The following is a 19,346-nucleotide window of genomic DNA, read 5'->3' as shown; positions in this document are numbered from 1 at the left end:
CGGGACGGCGACCTCGTCACGCCTGGAGAGACCAAGGCTGTCGTGACATCGGGGCGCGTGGGGTTCGGGTGTCAGCCGCGACGGCCGGGGAGTTCGGCGATGACGTCACGCAAACAGCTCAAGGCCCAGGTCCGCGCCCGGATGGCGAAGACCGGCGAGCGCTACACCACCGCGCTGGCCCACCTGACGGGCGCGACGCCCGCGGGCGGCTGGACGTTGCGCGGGGGCACCGACCCGGACGCGGCCGGGGTCGCCACGATGCTGGCCGCGCGGGGGATCACCGGCCTGACCGAGGCGCTGCTGTTCGGCATCGGCGGCGGGCTCGGCGCGGGCTACATCCTGTGGGAGTTCAAGCAGCACAACAGCCGGCACGTCACGCTGGGCTTCGGCAACTCCTGGCAGTACGTCACCCGCCGCACCGAGAAGGCGCTGGTCCGGCTGGGCGTCGAGCACGAGTGGCACCGGTCCGGCAACAAGGCCGCGCAGACGTGGCTGACCGGGCAGCTCGACGCCGGCAACGCCGTGATGGTGTGGCCGGACCGCTACCAGATCGGCTACTGGGACCTGCCCGAGGAGTTCGACGGCCACGGCGGTCATCCCGTCGTCGTCTACGCCACCGCCGGGGACCAGGTGTACCTCGACGACCGGAACCTGGTGCCGTTCACCGTGGCCCGCGAGGACCTCGACCGCGCAAACGCCCGCGTCGGCACCTGGAAGAACCAGGCGCTCGTGATCACCGACGAGGACCGTGCGATCGACGTCGGGGCGGCGGTGCGCGAGGGCCTGCGGGACTGCGTCGAGCACCTGTCGCAGAAGTCCGACTCGTTCTCGCTGCCCGCGTGGCGCAAGTGGTCGCGGATGATGACCGACACCAAGGCCGCCAAGGCGTGGCCCAAGGTCTTCGCGGACGGGCAGGGGCTCGACGTCGCGCTGCGCGGGGTGCGCGAGGGCGTCGACGAGCGGTACGGCGTCACCGGCGGCAACCTGCGGCCGGTGTTCGCCGACTTCCTCGACGAGGCGGGGCATTCCGGGCAGGCGCCGCGGTGGCGGGAGATCGCCGAGATGTGGCACGCGCTGGGCGCGATGACCGAGTTCGCGGACATGGGCAGGCAGCTCGCCGCGCTGTACGACGCCGAGACCGAGGCGATCGCGCGGCTGAAGACCGTCGTGGACTGATCCGGTGCGGGGGTGCGGACCGGCGCCCGCACCCCTTCAGTCCTCGGACTCGATGACCATCAGCCGGAACGTCGCCGACGGCGCGATGCGGCCGCACGTCTCCAGCATGTGCCACGCCAGGTTGCCGGGACCGTTGCCCGCCTGCGGCAGGCGTTCGCGGCTGATGCCGAGCACGCCGTCCTCGCTCGCGTTCAGCAGGTCGGGCGTGCCGACGAGCACCGCGATGCCGAACGCGAGCACGTCGGCGCGCAGGTCGTCGTCGAGGTTGTCGGTGAGGCCGATCTTGCAGACCGGACCGCCCGGCGCGTCCAGGTCGACGCCGACGAGTCCGGCGAGCCCGATGCTGTGCCGGGCGGGCACGTCGAACACGCGGATGTTGGTGCCCATGGCCAGCGCCATCAGCCTCGCCATCGGCGTGGTGAGCATCGGGTCGTCGATGACGGGACGTTTCTTCGAGTGTGCGCCCATGATTTCGGAGCGTATTGCTTGGAAACGCTCTGTCACCAGTCAGGCGATGCCGCGGGTCAGCACGTCGATCATCGCGTCGAACGGGGCGGGGTCCCGCAACGCCCGCGCGGTGATCAACGCGCCCTCGGCGCCCGCCACGGTCACGTCCGCGAGCCGGCGCGCGTCGTCGGGGGCGAGGCCGAACGCGACGAAGTGCCCGGCCAGCGCCGCGATGATCGTTTCGAAGGACCGTCTCCCCACGGCGTCCAACTCGTCGGAGTCTCGGGTGGACTCGATCACCAGGGGCGCGATCGTGCAGCCCTGCCGGTAATCGCTCGCCACCAGGTTGGTCCGCGCCCGCTCCAGGTAGGCGCGGACCAGCTCGGCGGGGGAGGTGGCCGCGGCCGCCGCGCTGTCGATGGCGCTGACCTGTTCCTGCGAGTGCAGTGCGGCCGCCTCCACCGCCAGCTCGGCCTTGCCCCCGGGGAAGTGGAAGTACACCGAACCCCGGGGAGCCTCGCTCCGCCTGAGCACGTCGGACAACGCCGTCGCGTGGTAGCCCTGCTCGCGCAACAGCTCCCGAGCCGCGGAAACCATCTTCTGCCGCGCGTCGGTGCGTCGTCCTGCCATGTCACCCATGCTACGTCAAGGTATGTCGTGCGACATAGCTTCTTGACATGTATGACGACCGACATAGCATCGGAGTCACGGAACTCAGGAGGTCGTCATGTCGTCAGTGCTCATCACCGGTGCGTCCAGGGGGATCGGCCGCGCCATCGCCGTCGAACTGGCCGGGCGGGGTCACCGCGTGGTCGCCACCGCCCGCACCCCCGAGGACCTGGCCGGCCTGCCCGTGGCCGCGCGGCTGCGGCTCGACGTCACCGACCAGGCGAGCATCGACGAGGCCGTGACCGCGGCCGGGCGGATCGACGCCCTGGTCAGCAACGCGGGCACCACGGTCCGCGCCCCGCTCGAGAGCGTGCCGGTGGACGAGGTCGAGAACCTCTTCCGGCTCAACACGTTCGGCGCCTTGCGGGTGGCCCAGGCGGTGCTGCCCGCCATGCGCGAACGCGGCGACGGGCGGCTGCTCTTCGTGTCCAGCGTGCAGGGCCGGGTGGTGCTGCCGATCATCGCCCCCTACGGCGCGAGCAAGTGGGCGCTGGAGGCGATCGCCGAGGGCCTCGCCCTCGAAACCGGTCACTTCGGGGTCAAGGTGAGCATCGTGCAGCCCGGCGCGGTGTCGTCCGGTGGGGCCGAACGGGCGAAGTCGTTCTTCGCCGACGACGATCCGTACCTGCCGTTGCTGCGTCAGGTGCCCGCGTTGCGCGGCGAGTCCGTGACGCCGGAGGAGGTCGCCGCGGCCGTCGCGGACGCCCTCGAAAACCCGGCCCCACCACTGCGTGTCCCGGTGGGCGCTCCTGCGGCGAACGCGTTGGAAGCCCGCAAGAAGGCTTCGGACGAAGAGCCCTTCCTGCCCGTTCCCCTTGACTGGTGAGCGTTCCGGCCGATTGAGACGCGACCTGGCGGGGAAGCGCTTTCATGCTAGCTTCGGATGAGAGTGACCTCTCGGAACGGAGCAGCCTATGCCGGCTCTTTGGGGTGTCTCGTTCGACGCCACGGCCATGTCCGGCGTGGTGGTGGAGTTCCTCAAGACCGCCAGATCCTTTGCGGAGCAGGGTTTTCGCGTTCACCTCGACCTCGGCTACGACATCAAGGCCGACAAAGGACGATTCTTCGAGCCGTACCGGCACGAACTCGTGCCGGAGTGGGTGAGGCTCGATCGCGTCGACGGCGTCGAGGAGATCGCCGGGTACGACCAGGACTTCGTCGCGGCGACGCTGGAGTCCGTGCGCCGCAACGAGGTCCCCGACACCGAACGCGTCACCGAAGCGTTGGCCGACGCGCTCGTGCGCACGTGGGAGGCCCGCGAGGTCTCGCTCGTCATGGTCGAGAACGGCACGCTGCCGGAGAACGTCGCCTACACGAGAGCGCTCTACCGCGCCATCGAACGGTACGGGGCCGCGCACGACCTCGGCCGGTTCGTGCTGTGGCGCGACCACGACCTGATGTGGCAGAGCGAGCCGGTCAAGTACGGCAGCTTCCCCTATCCCGCAACGCCTCCGATGGTGAACTCGCCGCACATCCACTACTTCGCGCTGCACGAGGAGGCGAGACGGCGCACCCTGGAGTGGATGCCGCACCTGCGCAACCTCGACCTGCTGCCGAACACCTTCACCGCACCGACGCGCGCGGCCAGGCCGGACTTCCTGGCACACCACGGCATCGCGCCCGGTGCGCACGTCGTCGCCCGGTTCACGAGGATCATTCCGCAGAAGCGCATCGACCGCGATCTGCACCTGGTCGCGCAGTTGCCGGACACCTGCCTGTTCATCGCGGGCGACACCGAGGAGGACCCGGCCGAGACGGCACGGCTCCGCGCGCTGGCCGACGAGCTGGCGGTGCCGGTCGTCTTCGGTGGCGTGCTGGAACCGTGCGAGTCGGCGGGCGCGGGGTTCAGCGTGCGCGATCTGCTCGCGCACGCCTCGGTGGTGTCCTTCCTGACCTCCTACGACTACGAGAGCTTCGGCAACCCGATCGGCGAGGCGATCGCGGCCGGCGTGCCGTACGTCGCGAGCCGTTACGCCCTGTACGACACGGTGTACGGCGGCTACGAGGCGCCGGTCCTCGAAATCCTCGAGCACGACCTGCCGACGGCGGAGTTCGCCCGGCAGGTGCACGAGCTGATGACGAACGCGGAGAGGCGGGCGGAAGTGGTGGAGCACAACAGGCGGCTCGGCACGCACACCCGTGCGGCCGCGACCGGTCTGGTCAGCGAGCTGTTCCCGCCGGCGATGGGGCCGCGCGTGCGGGTCAGCGTGGTGCTGCCGGTGCTGAACGAGGCCGCGAACATCGACGCGGTGCTGGCGTCGTTGCGCGACCAGGAGGACGTCGACCCCGAGACGTACGAGATCGTGCTGGTGGACAACAACTCCACCGACGCCACGGTCGAACTCGCCCGCCGGTTCGCCGAGACCTCGCCGGTCGCGGTGCACGTGATCAGCGAACGCGAGCAGGGCGTGGCGTGTGCGCGCAGAGCGGGCATGGAGTTCGCGGTCCGCCGCAGCCGTCACCGCAAGGACCCCGGCGAACGCTTCTACCTGCTCTCGGCCGACGCGGACTGCCAGGTCGACCGGCGGTGGATCACCGAGCTGATCGCGGTGATGGAGGAGGACAAGGCCGCGATCGGCGTCTGCGACTACTACTACAACGAGGAGCACTTCGTCGGCAGGCCGCGGCTCTGGGACGCCATCCAGCGCACGCTGCGGTGCCGCGCGGTGACGTTCTCGCTGTTCGGCGGCTTCCCGGACGGCAAGGGCTTCGCCGTCGAACGCGAGGCGTACGAGGCCGTCGGCGGCATCGAGATCTTCTACCAGCTGCAGAACGGGCGGTTCGTCAACCACCTCTCCGACGACTGGGACTTCGGCATCCGGGTCGCGGGCTCCGGCCACGACATCGCCTACGCACCGCTGTCGAGGGTCGAGATCAACCCGCGCCGGGTCAACCACGCGATCGACGAGGTCATCACCGGCCGCGCGTACGGCAACGACGGCATCATCGTCATGCGCGACATCCGGCCGGAGGCGCCGGCGAAGACCGCCGACCTCACCGAGGCCGAGGCGCTGCAGGCGTGGGAGTTCTCGATCAAGGACTTCACCCCGAAGAACACCATCCTGCCGGTCCTGCTGACACCGTCCTTCCTGGACGAGGACGCGGTGGTCGCGTTCTTCGGCGAGGACCTGGCCGCCCGGCTGGGCAAGCGCATCGCGGAGATCAAGGCCGAGATGAGCGTGACCGACTTCCTCCCGATCCACTCCTACAAGACGCCGACGTACCGGCTGTACCTGGAGTTCCGCGACGAGATCTTCGCCCGGCTGCGCGCGGCGGTCGGCGAGGACATCGGGTACCCGCCGCCGTTGCCGGAGTGCTTCGCGGACGTGCCGGAAGGGCGGTTCGCCGAGTTCGTCAAGTACTACTGCGAGGACCGCGAGTCCGGGGAGGCGCACAACTACTTCGGCAATGGAGGCGTGTTCTGATGGCGCAAGTGCTGACGGCCGAACCCAGGGTGTGGGCGGCGTTGCAGGACCCGGCGAACGCGCACCTGCTCGACTACGTCACCGAGGACCCGTTCGGGGCGCACGTGTTCCCCGGCAACGTCGAGGGTTACGGCGTCGACGACTTCCTCGGCGACCTGAGCTCCCAGCTCGCCGGGACCGCGCCGATCCACCTCTGGTCCTACATCCCCACCTGCGCCTACAAGTGCCGCTTCTGCCAGTACCCGGTCGTGCTGGTGAAGGGCGGGCGCAACGAGGAGAAGCTCTCGCAGTGGGTGGACTGGAACATCCGCGAGGCGCAGCTGTGGCTGGACCGCGTCCCCGAACTGCGGCGCGCCCCGGTCGGTGAGTTCAACGTGTTCGGCGGCACGCCGTCGTTGTTGCCGGAGAAGGACATCCGGCGGTTGCTGGACTTCTACCGGGAGAACTTCGGGTTCACCGACGACACGACGATCCGGTTCGAGGGCGACCCGAGCACGTTCACGCCGGCCAAGCTGGAGACGTTGCGGGAACTGGGCTGCACCAAGCTGTCCAGCGGCGTGCAGTCGTTCGACGACCACGTGCTGCGCGAGTGCGGCCGCGAGCACTCCTCGCAGATGTGCGTGGACTTCGTGCGCAACGCGCAGGCCGCCGGGTTCGAGTGGATCAGCATCGACCTGATGTACGGACTGCTCGACCAGACCGTCGACAGCGTGCGGCGCGACCTCGACGTGGTGCTGGAGAACGAAGTCACGGCTGTGGTGTGCACCAAGCTGCACCTGAAGTCGTACGCCGAGACCAGGACCGGGGTGGCCGGCGAGCAGCCCGCGCCGTGGCAGCTGCCGCAGTACCGGGAGAAGCTGGTGCGGGACGGGCACTTCTGGCCGACCCTGCTGGAGCAGTACCGGATGCGCGAGGTGCTGACGGACGGTCTGCGGGCCGCCGGCTACACCGAGCACCCCACCATGTACTTCGCGCGCGACGGGCTCGGGCCGGAGAAGTGGAAGTCCATCATGGTGGACCAGGACAAGCAGGAGGCCGAGGTCGCGATCGGCCTGGGCGGCAGTTCCAGTTGCCGGGTGTCGGAGGCGATCACCGACGTGAACTGGAAGAACTACGCGCAGGCCGTCGAGGCGGGGCGGGTGCCGCTCGGGTCCGCGACCGGGTTCGACGCGGGCGCGCAGGAGGCGCGTGCGGTCAAGATGGCGCTGTCGACGTTGCAACCGGTGCGGGAGGACCTGCACCGCGCCCGGTACGGCAGGTCGTTGCACGACGGCCCGTGGCGGGAGAAGTTCGCGTCGCTGGCCGCGCGCGGTCTGGTCACCGTGGACGCCCGGGGCGTCGCGCTGACCGAGGACGGCGAGGTGCTCGTCGAGGCGATCATCAACACCGAGCTGTGAGAGCGGGGTGGGCTTGGCGGCCCACCCCGCTTCAGTTCGTCAGCAGTGGTCGAAGGCGTACGCGGAGTTGCCCGGCGCCACCAGGTAGCGGTCGCGCAACGTCGTCGTGGCCGGGGTGTCCGGGTCGTTGCAAACGTCCTCGAACGTGCCGCGCAGGTCGTCGGTGTACTCGATGTCCATCACGTGCTCCTTGTAGACGTCGGAGTACGAGGAGCACTCCTCCCAGCGGTGGCACTCCTCCGACACCGCGAAGTCGAAGCCGACCTCGCTACGGGCGCGCGCGGTCTGCTCGGCCGAGTTCTTCTGACCGATCGCGAGGCCGCGGTTGTGCGTGCGGTCGGCGAGGAGCTTCGCGTACGCCAGGTTGTCGTCGACGCTGAGCTTGCCCTTGGACCGCAGGTAGGAGTCGAGGTTGTCGACCTCGACGGCCTTGAAGCCCTTGTTCGCGCAGGTGTCGATCGTCGCGCCGATGATCCCGGCGAGTTCGCTGCGCTTGGCCGAGGTCGAGGTGTCGAGCAGGAACTCGTCCGGCCAGTTCGGGTCGATGATCGGCTTGCCGTTGGAACCCTTGAGGATCAGGTGTCCCCGCTGGTTCAGCCAGACGTTCCGGTCGGCGGGCTGGGTCTGGAACCCGTTGACGTAGCAGATCGAGTACATCCCGGGCGCGGGTGAGGCCGTGCTGTCGCGCGTCACGAGGTTCACGCCGGACGGCGGGGGGTACGCGGCGCCGAGCTGGTAGTCGAGCACGGCACCGACGGGCGGCAGCTCGAAGGGCGCGGGACTCGCCGCGCCGGAGGCCGGCGGGACGGCCGCGCAGGCGGCCACGGCGAGCGCGGTGAGCACTGTTCCGGCGAGGGCGCGGGCAGGGGAGGTCATAGGCGCCAAATCTCCTTGATCGCTCAGGCTTGTTGATCGGGTGTGAGCGACCGTACCGACAATGTCCGAATCAAGCTAGGAACCAATCTCAATCGGTCACGACTCTTGCGTGTTTGAGCGATTTCGGCTTACTGTCCCCGACCACAGAGCCGCACCCACCACGCGAGGGAGTCGACATGGCGCACGGCAGAGGGCTGAGTCGCCGCACGGTGCTGACGATGGGCGCCGCGCTGGTCATGACGGCCGCCTGCGGAACGGGGTCGAGCTCCGACGGCAAGGTCCGGGTGTGGCACGGCTACACCGACAAGGAAGCCTCCGCGCTGACGAAGCTCGCCGACCGCTGGAACACCACGCACCCGAACCAGCAGGTCGAGCTGGTGTTCAACGGCGGCAACGACAACGCGTTGCAGAAGACGCTGGCCTCGTTCGCCTCGGGCAACCCGCCGGAGGCGGCCTACCAGTACGGCTCCTCGATCACCGGCCTCACCGGCAGGCAGCAGACCCAGGACCTGACCGACGTCCTGCGCGGCGACAGCGCGTTCAACTGGGACGACCTGTTCCAGGCCGGCCGCGAGGCGTCCACCGTGGACGGCAAGGTCTACGGCGTTCCCGCGCTCGTCGACAACCTCTCGCTGGTGTACAACGAGAAGCTGTTCGACGAGGTCGGGATCGCGCACCCGACGCCCACCTGGACGTGGGACGAGTTCCGTGCGGCGGCCCAGAAGCTGACGGCGGACGGCCGGTTCGGCTGGGCCTACGTCAACGACGGCACCGAGGACACGGTCTGGCGGTTCCTCGCGCTGCTCTGGCAGGCGGGTGGTGACCTGCTGTCGGCGGACGGCAAGAAGTCGGCGTTCGCCTCGCCCGCGGGTCTTCAGGCCATGCAGTTGTTGAAGGACATGGCCGTCACGGACAAGTCGGTCTACCTCGACGCCGGTGACCAGCAGTACCTGAACCTGTTCAACTCCGGGCGCATCGGCATGCTCTGGACCGGGCCGTGGGACCTCGGCTCGATCAACGAGGACGTGTCGTACGGCGTGCAGTTCCTGCCGGGCAAGGTCAGCCACGCGACGATCGCGGGCCCCGACACGTTCGTCGTGTTCGGCGAGAACGGCCGCAAGAACGCCGTGCCGTTCCTGAAGTGGCTGCTGTCGGCGGAGATCCACCTCGAGTTCGCCATGGAGACCGGGCACCTGCCGATCCGGCAGTCCGAAGTGGACCTCGCCGGGTACGCCGAGTTCGAGGCGAAGTACCCCGGCACCAAGGTGTTCGTCGACAACCTCGCGCAGAACGTCACCAAGGCGCGGCCGAACATCCCGCAGTACCCGAAGATCTCGCAGGTGCTGGGCACGGCCGTGCAGTCGGTGCTGCTGGGGCAGGCGGAACCGCAGGCGGCGCTGGACCAGGCCCGCGGTGAGGTCGACCAGGAGCTCGCGGGTTCATGACGGCCGACCTCGAGACCCGGCCCGCGCAGGCCGTCCGCGAGCGCGCGCCGGCGAACCGTCCGCGCAACCTCGCCGACCACGTGTCCGGCTGGGGCTTCGCGGCACCGGCGGTGGTCCTGATCGGCCTGTTCGGCCTGGTGCCCGTGGTGTGGTCGGCGGTGCTGTCGTTCCAGCACACCGACCTCACCTCACCCGGCACGTTCGCGGGCGGCGACAACTACGCCAAGCTCGTCGCCGACCCGTTGTTCTGGGACGCGGCCCGCCGGACGTTGGTCTACGTCGTGCTGTTCGTGCCGGTGACGCTCGCGCTGGCGTTGCCGATCGCGGTCATGCTCAACCAGCAGATCCGCGGGGTCGTGCTGTACCGGCTCGCGGTGTCCGTGCCGCTGGTGACCTCGACGGTCGCGACCGGCATCATGTTCAGCTGGCTGGCGAACCCGCAGTTCGGGCTGGTCAACGCCGCGCTGGACGCCGTCGGCCTGCCGAAGCAGGGCTTCTTCGCCGATCCCGGCCAGGCGTTGTTCTCCGTCGTCGCGATGACGGTGTGGGGCTGGCTCGGGTTCGCGGTCATCATCTACCTGGCGGCGTTGCAGAACGTGCCGAAGGACCTGATCGAGGCGTCCAGCCTGGACGGTTGTGGCCGCGCCCGGTCGTTCTGGCACGTCGAACTGCCGCTGGTCGCGCCCGCCACCGGGTTCCTGCTGGTGTGGCTCACGATCAACGGCTTGCAGCTCTTCGACGCCGTCTACGTGACGACCAAGGGCGGGCCGCTGCGCGCGACGACCGTGCTGGTCTACCACCTCTACAACGAGGCGTTCGTCAGTTTCGACGGCGGCTACGCGGCGGCCATCGGCTGCGCGGTGTTCCTGGTGATCGGCGCGTTCACCCTCGTCCAGTTGCGGTTCAACCGCCGCACGTCCCACTACGAGGTCCGATGAGAAGGCCGAGCGCCCTGCACCTGGTCCTGCTGCCGCTCTCGCTCGTGATGGTGACGCCGCTGGTGTGGATGATCCTCGTGTCGATCTCCACCCAGGAGGAGTCGCGGCGGTTCCCGCCGGGGCTGCCGGGTGGGATCGAGTGGGAGAACTACCTCGCGGCCGTGCGGGACGCACCCTTGGGGTCGTGGCTGGTCAACAGCTTCGTCGTGTCGATCGTGTGCGTCGGCGGCAACCTGCTGCTCTGCTCGCTGGCCGGGTACGCGTTCGCGCGCATCCCGTTCATCGGGTCGAAGGTCGCGTTCGTGCTGATGCTGGCGACCCTGATGGTGCCGTTCCAGATCGTCATGCTGCCGCTGCTGATCATGATGCGGTCGCTGGGGCTGGTGGACACCTTGGGGGCGTTGATCGCGCCCAACCTGGCGACGGCGTTCGGCGTGTTCCTGATGCGGCAGTTCTTCACGACCTTGCCGCGGGAGCTGGAGGAGGCCGCGCGGATCGACGGCGCGTCTCGCCTGCGCACGTTGCTGCAGGTGCTGCTGCCGTTGATGCGGCCGACGCTCGCCACCCTCGCCGTGCTCACGTTCCTGCAGACCTGGAACGACTTCCTGTGGCCGTTGATCGCGGTGCAGAGCCCCGGTGTGATGACCGTCCAACTGGGACTGCAGTCGTTCCAGGGCGCGCACACCACGAACTGGCCCAAGCTCATGGCCGGCACGGTGCTCAGCCAGCTGCCCGTCCTGCTCGTCTTCTTCTTCGCCCAGCGGTTCTTCGTGCGGTCGGTGGCCGCAGCGGGCATCAAGTGACTGAACAACCGGAGGAATCCGCCATGCACACTCAGCTGCACACCACCGAGGAGATCGCGTCCCAGCCCGCGTGCTGGCGCCGGGCGATCGCACTGGCCGCCGATCCTGACACCGTCGCCTCCCTGCCGTCGCCGGGGGAACGCGTCGCCGTGATCGGTTGCGGCACGTCGTGGTTCATGGCCCAGGCCTACGCCCGGCTGCGCGAGGACGCGGGCCTGGGCGAGACGGACGCCTTCGCCGCGTCGGAGTTCCCGTTCGGCCGGGCTTACGACCGCGTGGTGGCGTTGACCCGCTCGGGCACCACGACCGAGGTGATCGACGTGGTGCGGCGCCTGACCGTGCCCACGACGGCGATCGTCGGGACGCCTGGCACGCCTGTGACCTCGTTGGCGGACCACGTGGTGGCGCTGGAGTTCGCCGACGAACGCTCGGTCGTGCAGACCCGGTTCGCGACGACCGCCCTCGTGCTGCTGCGCGCCCACCTCGGTGAACGGCTGGACCGCGCGGTGCTCGACGCGGAGCAGGCGCTGGCCGATCCGCTCGGCGCGGACCTGGTGGAGCGCAACCAGTTCACGTTCCTCGGCGGTGCGCCGTGGACGACCGGACTCGCCGCCGAGGCCGCGTTGAAGATGCGCGAGGCCTCGTTGTCGTGGGCCGAGTCGTACCCCGCCGCGGAGTACCGGCACGGGCCGATCGCGATCACCGACGAGGGGTCGCTGGTGTGGTCGTTCGGGACGCCGCCGACCGGGCTCGAGGTGGACGTCGCCGCCACCGGGGGCCGCTGGATCGCCCGCGCCCGCGACCCGCTGGCCGAACTCGTGGCCGTGCACCGGTTGGCCGTGGAGGTCGCCCTGCTGCGCGGGCTCGACCCCGACGCGCCGCGCAACCTCACCCGCTCGGTCATCCTCGACGGCACGCCGTGAGGGCGTTGACGGTCACCCTGAACGCGGCCCTGGACGTCACCTACCGGGTCGGGGCGGTGGAACCCGGTGCCACGCATCGGGTTTCGGACGTCGCGGTGCGGGCCGGCGGCAAGGGGGTGAACGTGGCGCGGGTGCTGCACGGGCTCGGGGTGTCCGTGGTCGCGACCGGGCTGGTGGGTGGCGCGGCGGGGGCGGCGTTGTGCGACGACCTGGCCCGGGCCGGGATGGCCGCGGCGATGTTCCCGATCGCGGGGGAGACGCGGCGGACGGTCGCGGTGGTCGGGGAGGCGGGGGAGGCGACGTTGTTCGCCGAGCCCGGGCCGGTGGTGACGGAGGAGGAATGGGCGGGGTTCGTCCGGCACTTCGCGGGGCTGGAGGCCGACGTCGTGGTGTTGTCGGGGTCGTTGCCGCAGGGGCTGCCGGGGGATGCGTACGCGACGCTCGTGCGGGCTTCTCGGGCGCCGGTGGTGCTGGACGCGGATGGGCCGGCGCTGGCTGCGGGGGCGGCGGCGGGGCCCGCGGTGATCACGCCGAACCGCGGGGAACTCGCGGCCGCGCTCGCGGTGAGCGAGTCCGCCGCGAGCGCGCTGGACACCTCGTCCCGGCCGGAGTCCGCCGCGAGCGCGCTGCTCGCCTCGTCCCGGCCGGAGTCCGCCGCCGCGTCCGCACTGGCCACCTCGCACCCGCGCCCGGCCCCCGCTTCCTCCACAGCGGACGACCCTCGGGTGCTTGGTGCCGAAGCCGCCCTCGTCTCCGACGGCGCCAACGGCATGACCGCCTACACCCCCGACGGCGTCTGGACCGCCGCGCCACCCGAGGTCCTGCGCGGCAACCCGACCGGTGCCGGCGACGCCGCCGTCGCCGCCCTGGTCGCCACCTGGCACCTGCCGTGGCCACGACGGCTCGCCGAGGCCGTCGCCCTGTCCGCCGCGGCCGTGCGCGCCCCGCTCGCCGGCGACTTCGACCGCTCCTTCTACGACCAGCACCGGGCCGTCATCGTGCCCAGACGAGTGTGACGGGAACCAGACCATGCCGTTGATCCAGCTCCGCGAGATCATCGACGGGCCCGCGCCGGTGCCCGCGTTCAACGTGATCCAGGTCGAGCACGCCGAGGCGATCGCCGCCGCCGCCGACGAGACCGGCGCGTCCGTCGTGCTCCAGATCAGCGAGAACGCCGTGCGCTACCACGGTTCGCTGAAGCCCATCGGGGCCGCCACGCTCTCGGTCGCGGCCGCCGCCCGCGCGCCGATCGCCGTGCACCTCGACCACGCCACGTCCGAGGACCTGGTGCGGGAGGCGGTGCGGCTGGGGTTCGGGTCGGTCATGTTCGACGCGTCCGCGCTGGCGCACGAGGAGAACGTCGCCCGCACCGCCGAGGTCGTGCGGGAGTGCCACGAGGCCGGGGTGGCCGTCGAGGCGGAACTCGGGGAGATCGGGGGCAAGGACGGCGTGCACGCGCCGGGGGTGCGCACCGATCCGCGGGACGCGGCGGCCTACGTGGCGGCGACGGGCGTCGACCTGCTCGCCGTGGCGGTCGGGTCGTCGCACGCGATGCTGACGCGGGACGCCGAGCTGGACTTCGAGCTGATCTCGTTGCTGCACAGAGCTGTGCCGGTGCCGTTGGTGCTGCACGGGTCGTCCGGGGTGGCGGACGAGAGCCTCGCGGCGGCGGTGCGAGCCGGGATGCGGAAGATCAACATCGCCACCCAGCTCAACAAGCACTTCACCGCGAGCGTGCGGACCGTGCTCGACGAGCAGCCGTCGCTCGTCGACCCCCGGCGCTACCTCGGTGCCGGTCGCGAGGCCATGTCCGCCGAGGTCGCTCGGCTCATCCGGGTACTGGAAGGCTGATCAATGTTCACCATCGCGTTCGTGGGCGCGGGTTCCGTCGAGTTCACCCGCCAGCTGCTCCGCGACGTCCTGTCGTTTCCCGAGCTGGCCGAGTGCACGATCTCGTTGCACGACATCGACGCCGAACGGCTGGAGGTCGCCGAGGCGCTGGCCCGCCTGGCCGGGGCGGCGAACGTGCGCGCCTCACTGGAGCGCAGGGAGGCGTTGGCAGGCGCGGACGTCGTCGTCAACATGGTCGCGATCGGCGGGCACGAGGCGACGTTGAAGGACTTCGACGTGCCGGAGTCGTTCGGGCTGCGGCAGACCATCGGCGACACGCTCGGCATCGGCGGGATCTTCCGGGGGCTGCGGACGTTCCCGTTCCTGGACGGGCTGGCGGCCGACGTCCTCGCCGTGTGCCCGGACGCGTGGCTGCTCAACTACACGAACCCGATGGCCATGAACATCCAGTACATGGCGACCGTCGCGCCACGGCTCAAGGTCGCGGGGTTGTGCCACTCGGTGCACTGGACGATCCACGACCTGAGCGCCCTGGTCGGCGTGCCGCACGAGGAGGTCGACTTCCTCTCCGCCGGGGTGAACCACCAGGCGTGGATCCTGCGCTGGCAGCACCGGGGACGTGACCTGTACCCGGCGCTCGACGCCGCGATCGCCGCCGATCCGGGGCTGGCACGGCGGGTGCGCGTGGACGTCTACCGCAGGTTCGGCTTCTACCCGACGGAGACGAGCGAGCACTCTTCGGAGTACGTGCCGTGGTACCTGACGCACGAGTCCGAAGTGGAGCGACTTCGGCTGCCGGTCCGCGACTACGCGACGATCAGCGCGGAGAACGTGGCCACGTACGAGAAGACGCGGGACGCGCTCAACGCCGGTGACGCACCGCCACCGCTGACGGAGGACGCCGTCGAGTACGCGCCGCAGGTGATCCACAGCCTCGTCACCGGGCAGCGGCGGACGATCCAGGTGAACGTCGCGAACGACGGCCTGATCACCAACCTGCCCGCCGGCGCGGCGGTCGAGGTGCCCGCCACGCTCGACCGGCTGGGCGTGCACCCGCACCACGTCGGGGCGTTGCCGCGGCAGCTCGCGGCGCTGAACCGCAGCTTCCTCAACGTGGTCGACCTGACCGTGGCCGCCGCCGTCGAGGGCGATCCCGCGCACGTCCGGCACGCGGCGTTGTGCGATCCGGCGACCGCGGCGGCCCTGACCGCCGGGCAGGTCGACGACCTCGTGGCGGCGATGACGGCCGCGCACGGCGACCTGCTGCCGGCCGCGTTGCGGGGCGCGTGATGCTGGACCTCCTCGTCGTCGGGGACGCGAACCCGGACGTGCTCGTCTTCGGCGCGCCTGCCGCTCCGGCCTACGGGCAGGCGGAGACGCTGGTGGAGCAAGGGGTGCTGGCGCTGGGGGGCTCGGCCGCGATCGTGGCGCACGGGGCCGCGCGGCTGGGGCTGTCGGTGGGACTGGCGGCGATGGTCGGCCGGGACGCGGCCGGGGACTTCGTGCTGGACGCGTTGCAAGACGCGGGCGTGGACATCAGCGCGTGCATCAGGCACGAGTCGTTGCCGACGGCGTTGACGGTGTGCCTCAACCGATCCGGCGGCGACCGCGCGATCCTGACCGCTCCGGGCTGTCTGGCCGAGTTCGGTGCCGAGCACGTGCCGGACGTCGAGGCGCGGCACGTGCACGCGGCGTCGTACTTCCTCCAGCCACGCCTCGCCGCCGGGCTGCCGGAGGTGTTGCGCAGGGCGCCGGGGAGCACGTCGCTCGACACCAACGACGACCCGTCCGGGAACTGGAAGGTGCCGCCGGAGTTGGTGCGGCACTGCACCTTCGTGCTGCCCAACCGGGCCGAGGCGGTGGCGTTGACCAGGGCTGAGGACCCGCTGGCCGCGTTCGCCGACCTGGGCACGACCCCGGTCGTCAAGAACGGCGGGGACGGTTGCGAGGCGCTGCTCGGCGGCGAACGGATCACCGCGCGCCCGCCGGTGCTGGAGCCCGTCGACACGGTCGGCGCGGGCGACTCGTTCGACGCGGGTTTCCTCGCCGGGTGGCTGCACGACCGGGACCTCGCCTCCGCGCTGGCCCTGGGCGCGGCGGCGGGCGCGTTGTCCACGCGAGGAGCCGGCGGCACGGCGACCCAGCCGACGTGGGCCGAGGCGTCGGCGCTGGCGCGTCGGGTGGCGATAACGCGCAGGACCGATGCGTGATTAGGTCGCAAGTTGCCGCAAAACGAGCAACATTCGTGCGCTATAGTGATCGAATGCGTCAAGAGCAGCGGCTCGCTGCCATCCTGGGTCAGCTCGCGGACACGGGCTCGGTCACCGTCACCGGGCTCGCCGAGACCCTGGACACCTCGGTCGCCTCGATCCGCCGCGACCTGCAGGCGCTGGAGGAGCAGAAGCTGCTCAAGCGGACCCACGGCGGCGCGGTGGCGGTCGAGGTCATCTACGAACTGCCGCTGCGTTACCGGGTCGGCCAGCAGGAGGAGAAGCGGCAGATCGCCGGGGCGGCCGCGAGGTTCGTGACCGAGGCCGTGCACTCCGTCGGGCTCAACGGCGGCACCACGACCACCGAACTCGCCCGCCTGCTCGCGACCACCCGGTCGTTGAAGGTCGTCACGAACGCGCTGAACATCGCCTCGGACCTGTGCTCGCGCCCCACGATCGACCTGGTCGTGACGGGCGGCGGCGTGCGGCCGGAGAGCTACGAGCTGGTCGGCCCGATCGCCGACCGGGCGCTCGCGGGCATCAGCCTCGACCTCGTGTTCCTGGGCGTCGACGGCATCGACGCCCGCGCCGGCATCACCACGCACGACGAGGTCGAGGCCCAGACCGACCACTGCCTGCTGCGCACCGCCGCCCGCGTGGTCGTGCTCGCGGACGGCTCCAAGGTGGGCAAGCGGGCGTTCTCCCGCATCGCCGCCGTCACCGACGTGCACGTGCTGATCACCGACTCCTCGGCGAACACCGAGGAGCTGGACCGGCTGCGCGCGGCAGGCGTCGAAGTGGTCGTCGCCTGAACTACTTCGGGTCGAGCACGAACACCGGGATCTGGCGGTCGGTCTTCGTCTGGTACTCGGCGTAGTTCGGGAACGCCGCCACGGCCCGTTCCCACCAGGCGGCCCGCTCGTCGCCGTCGACCTCACGAGCCGTGTAGGTCTTCGCCTCGGTGCCGTCCTGCAGCACGATCTCCGGGTGCGCCACGATGTTGTGGTACCAGGTCGGGTGCTCCGCCGCACCGCCCTTGGACGCCACGACCGCGTAGCTCCCGTCGTGCTCGACGCGCATGACCGGCGTGTAGCGGAGCTTGCCGCTCTTCGCGCCGCGCACGGTCAGGAGCACGATCGGCCGGCCGAGCACCTTCACGCCCTCGGTCGTCCCGGTTTCCAGGATCGTCTTGGTCTGGTCGTGCACCCATTCGGTGGGGCTGAGCTCTACGTCTGCCATGTCAGTGATCAACGTCTCGGCTCCCGGCCGCATTCCCGGCCAGTAGTGACGTCACCACCTTGCGCACCGCCTCGGGCGCGGTGTCGCTGTGCTCGGTGAACTTGAGGTGCGCGGCGCCGATCAACGTCGGCGCGAGCGTCTCGACGTCGGCGTCCGGTGCGATCCGGCCCGCCGCGCGCTCGGCCCGGAGGTAGTCGGCGATCATCGCGGTGTACTCGCCGACGAGCGGGAGGTGCGCGGTGCCGGCCGCGCGGAGCCGCCGACGCAGCCCGTCCCGCGCGACGACCAGCACGATGATCGACACCATCACCGGCTCGAAGCCCCTGACCAGGGCGTTCGTCAGGTTGTCGGCGACGGACCCGGTGGCGTCGCGCAGCTCGGCCGCCTGCACCTCGATCTGCGCGATGCGGTCCAGCACCAGTTCGGTGAGGAAGCCGTCGAAGTCGGTGAAGTGCCGGTGCAGCACACCCTTGGCGACCCCGGCCTCGGTCGTGACGGACCTGCTGGTCAGCTCGCTCGGACCGTCCCGCAGCAGGACCCGTGCGGCCGCGTCGAACAACTGCCGGCGCGCGTCGTGCAGCGCCACCCCGGTGGGCACATCTGCTCCTCTAGTGGGCACTTGCCCACTAGAGTGGGCGCATGGTCACTTTACCGCCGCACAGCCACCGAGCGGTGGCGGAGTCGTTCGGCACCGACCCCGCCCGCTACGACCGCACCCGTGCCACCTACCCCGAGGCGGTGCTCGACCGCCTGCCCGGCCGCGACTTCCTCGACGTCGGCTGCGGCACCGGCATCGTCGCCCGCCAGCTGCTGGGGCGCGGCCGCACCGTCCTCGGCGTCGAACCGGACGCGCGGATGGCCGAGTTCGCGCGGGGGACCGGCGTCGCCGTCGAGGTCGCGACCTTCGAGGAGTGGGAGCCGGCGGGACGCACGTTCGACGCCGTGGTCTCCGGCACCGCCTGGCACTGGATCGACCCGGTCGCGGGCGCCAGGAAAGCCGCGCAGGTCCTGCGTCCGGGAGGTGTGCTGGCGCCGTTCGGGCACGTCTACGAACTCCCCGATGGTGCTGCCGAGGCCTTCGCGAGGGCGTTTGGGAGGTTCGTTCCCGACTCGCCCGTCGTGCCGCGAACGTCCATGCTGGACGCCTACCGGGGGCTCTACGTGCGGGCCGCGGAAGGGATCCGCGAGGCGGGCGGCTTCGGCGAACCCGAGATCTGGCGGCACGACTGGGAACGCGTCCACACCCGCGCCGAACTCCTCGACCTGATCCCGACCTCCGGCGGCCTGACGATGGTGTCGTCGTCCGATGTGGACTCGCTGCTCGCGGAGGTGGCTGCCGAGGTCGGTGACGTGGTGACCCTGAGGTACGCCACCTGGGGTCTCACCGCGGCCAGGCGCTGACCGTTCGGGCAGTCCGCCTGTGGGCTGAGGGGGATATCAGGCGATCGTCAGGGGAAACCCTGATGCCGCAGGTGACCGATCGCGGGCACTCTGTAGTTGTCAGGGACAACCGCAGTTCTAGGAGAGTCATGAGCGAACCCAAGCCCGAGTCCGCCCGTTCCGCCGTCGACTCGGTGGTCGACGCCGTTCGAGGGCTGGTCAGCGAGGGCATCAACCGCCGCGTGGTCGTGCGTGACAGCAAGGACGACGTGGTGCTGGAGGTGCCGGTGGCTCTCGGTGTCGTGGCGGCGCTGGCGGCCCCGGTGGCCACGACGATCGGTGCCGGTGTCGCGCTGGTGAGCAAGTGCGGCATCAAGTTGGAGAACCGCGAGCAGCCCGCCGCGCAGCCGCCGGCGACGACCGTGGAGTCCGAGCGCATCTGAGCGTGCTGAACCGCCGCGGCCGGAGGGGAACGACCCTCCGGCCGCTTTGGCGACGTGGTCGTGGAACCCGAACAACGCCGTCAGCCGCAGCGTGTTCGCGTTCAACACCATCGCCCTGCCGGTC

The 19,346-nt window shown here is 70.6% G+C and carries 20 protein-coding genes; 15 read left to right on the top strand and 5 right to left on the bottom strand.

Going from position 1 to position 19,346, the window contains the following annotated elements; genetic code table 11:
- Positions 1-99: 99 nt before the first annotated feature.
- The gene (locus tag QSK25_RS21635) at positions 100-1,176 is read left to right on the top strand and encodes a BtrH N-terminal domain-containing protein (RefSeq protein ID WP_285640678.1); all 1,077 of its coding nucleotides are present in this window, start codon (positions 100-102) and stop codon (positions 1,174-1,176) included.
- Between the two features lie 36 nt (positions 1,177-1,212).
- Here QSK25_RS21635 and QSK25_RS21630 read toward each other — a convergent pair whose 3' ends face one another.
- The gene (locus QSK25_RS21630; RefSeq protein WP_285640676.1) at positions 1,213-1,644 is read right to left on the bottom strand and encodes a hypothetical protein; all 432 of its coding nucleotides are present in this window, start codon (positions 1,642-1,644) and stop codon (positions 1,213-1,215) included.
- A gap of 39 nt (positions 1,645-1,683) precedes the next feature.
- Positions 1,684-2,253 (bottom strand): TetR/AcrR family transcriptional regulator, encoded by a 570-nt coding sequence (locus QSK25_RS21625; RefSeq protein ID WP_285640674.1) that lies wholly within the window; start codon positions 2,251-2,253, stop codon positions 1,684-1,686.
- A gap of 97 nt (positions 2,254-2,350) precedes the next feature.
- Between QSK25_RS21625 and QSK25_RS21620 the strand changes: the two genes are divergently transcribed.
- From QSK25_RS21620 to QSK25_RS21610, 3 genes are all read left to right on the top strand, one after another.
- The gene (locus QSK25_RS21620) at positions 2,351-3,118 is read left to right on the top strand and encodes an SDR family oxidoreductase (RefSeq protein WP_285640672.1); all 768 of its coding nucleotides are present in this window, start codon (positions 2,351-2,353) and stop codon (positions 3,116-3,118) included.
- 88 nt (positions 3,119-3,206) lie between these two features.
- The gene (locus QSK25_RS21615) at positions 3,207-5,717 is read left to right on the top strand and encodes a glycosyltransferase (RefSeq protein ID WP_285640669.1); all 2,511 of its coding nucleotides are present in this window, start codon (positions 3,207-3,209) and stop codon (positions 5,715-5,717) included.
- Positions 5,717-7,114: a radical SAM protein gene (locus QSK25_RS21610; protein WP_285640667.1), complete on the top strand. Its 1,398-nt coding sequence runs from the start codon at positions 5,717-5,719 to the stop codon at positions 7,112-7,114. The genes QSK25_RS21615 and QSK25_RS21610 overlap by 1 nt, the downstream gene beginning before the upstream one ends.
- Before the next feature lie 39 nt (positions 7,115-7,153).
- On the opposite strand, the gene QSK25_RS21605 is transcribed toward QSK25_RS21610, so the two are convergent.
- On the bottom strand, positions 7,154-7,990 hold the full coding sequence (locus tag QSK25_RS21605) for an endo alpha-1,4 polygalactosaminidase (RefSeq protein WP_285640665.1): 837 nt from the start codon (positions 7,988-7,990) through the stop codon (positions 7,154-7,156).
- 176 nt (positions 7,991-8,166) lie between these two features.
- Here QSK25_RS21605 and QSK25_RS21600 point away from each other — a divergent pair, with 176 nt between their 5' ends.
- From QSK25_RS21600 to QSK25_RS21560, 9 genes are read left to right on the top strand one after another with little or no spacing between them, the layout of a single operon-like run.
- Positions 8,167-9,435 (top strand): ABC transporter substrate-binding protein, encoded by a 1,269-nt coding sequence (locus QSK25_RS21600; protein WP_285640663.1) that lies wholly within the window; start codon positions 8,167-8,169, stop codon positions 9,433-9,435.
- A complete protein-coding gene (locus tag QSK25_RS21595) occupies positions 9,432-10,373 on the top strand; it encodes a carbohydrate ABC transporter permease (RefSeq protein WP_285640661.1) in 942 nt (313 codons plus the stop codon). The genes QSK25_RS21600 and QSK25_RS21595 overlap by 4 nt, the downstream gene beginning before the upstream one ends.
- A complete protein-coding gene (locus QSK25_RS21590; protein WP_285640660.1) occupies positions 10,370-11,176 on the top strand; it encodes a carbohydrate ABC transporter permease in 807 nt (268 codons plus the stop codon). Before QSK25_RS21595 ends, QSK25_RS21590 begins: the two co-directional genes overlap by 4 nt.
- Before the next feature lie 23 nt (positions 11,177-11,199).
- Positions 11,200-12,099 (top strand): SIS domain-containing protein, encoded by a 900-nt coding sequence (locus QSK25_RS21585; RefSeq protein WP_285640658.1) that lies wholly within the window; start codon positions 11,200-11,202, stop codon positions 12,097-12,099.
- Positions 12,096-13,115 carry a 1-phosphofructokinase family hexose kinase gene (locus QSK25_RS21580; RefSeq protein WP_285640656.1) on the top strand — a complete coding sequence of 340 codons (1,020 nt, stop codon included), beginning with the start codon at positions 12,096-12,098 and terminating at the stop codon, positions 13,113-13,115. The genes QSK25_RS21585 and QSK25_RS21580 overlap by 4 nt, the downstream gene beginning before the upstream one ends.
- Before the next feature lie 13 nt (positions 13,116-13,128).
- Positions 13,129-13,950 carry a class II fructose-bisphosphate aldolase gene (locus QSK25_RS21575; protein WP_285640654.1) on the top strand — a complete coding sequence of 274 codons (822 nt, stop codon included), beginning with the start codon at positions 13,129-13,131 and terminating at the stop codon, positions 13,948-13,950.
- 3 nt (positions 13,951-13,953) lie between these two features.
- Entirely contained in the window at positions 13,954-15,240 is a 1,287-nt protein-coding gene (melA, locus tag QSK25_RS21570) for an alpha-galactosidase (protein ID WP_285640652.1), read from the top strand.
- On the top strand, positions 15,240-16,160 hold the full coding sequence (locus QSK25_RS21565; RefSeq protein WP_285640651.1) for a carbohydrate kinase family protein: 921 nt from the start codon (positions 15,240-15,242) through the stop codon (positions 16,158-16,160). The genes melA and QSK25_RS21565 overlap by 1 nt, the downstream gene beginning before the upstream one ends.
- A gap of 53 nt (positions 16,161-16,213) precedes the next feature.
- Complete coding sequence (locus QSK25_RS21560) at positions 16,214-16,972, top strand: DeoR/GlpR family DNA-binding transcription regulator (protein ID WP_285640650.1); 759 nt, start codon at positions 16,214-16,216, stop codon at positions 16,970-16,972.
- Between the two features lies 1 nt (position 16,973).
- On the opposite strand, the gene QSK25_RS21555 is transcribed toward QSK25_RS21560, so the two are convergent.
- Together QSK25_RS21555 and QSK25_RS21550 are read right to left on the bottom strand one after the other, a co-directional pair.
- Positions 16,974-17,399: a nitroreductase family deazaflavin-dependent oxidoreductase gene (locus QSK25_RS21555; protein WP_285640649.1), complete on the bottom strand. Its 426-nt coding sequence runs from the start codon at positions 17,397-17,399 to the stop codon at positions 16,974-16,976.
- A gap of 1 nt (position 17,400) precedes the next feature.
- Complete coding sequence (locus QSK25_RS21550) at positions 17,401-17,997, bottom strand: TetR family transcriptional regulator (RefSeq protein ID WP_285640648.1); 597 nt, start codon at positions 17,995-17,997, stop codon at positions 17,401-17,403.
- A gap of 41 nt (positions 17,998-18,038) precedes the next feature.
- On the opposite strand from QSK25_RS21550, the gene QSK25_RS21545 reads away from it, so the two are divergent.
- On the top strand, positions 18,039-18,800 hold the full coding sequence (locus QSK25_RS21545) for a class I SAM-dependent methyltransferase (RefSeq protein WP_285640646.1): 762 nt from the start codon (positions 18,039-18,041) through the stop codon (positions 18,798-18,800).
- Between the two features lie 128 nt (positions 18,801-18,928).
- Positions 18,929-19,222 carry a DUF4342 domain-containing protein gene (locus tag QSK25_RS21540; RefSeq protein WP_285640644.1) on the top strand — a complete coding sequence of 98 codons (294 nt, stop codon included), beginning with the start codon at positions 18,929-18,931 and terminating at the stop codon, positions 19,220-19,222.
- Positions 19,223-19,346 lie beyond the last annotated feature (124 nt).

This window comes from Lentzea sp. NBRC 102530, from assembly GCF_030269365.1.
Lineage (GTDB): Bacteria > Actinomycetota > Actinomycetes > Mycobacteriales > Pseudonocardiaceae > Lentzea.
This window is presented reverse-complemented; position numbering and strand designations above follow the sequence as displayed.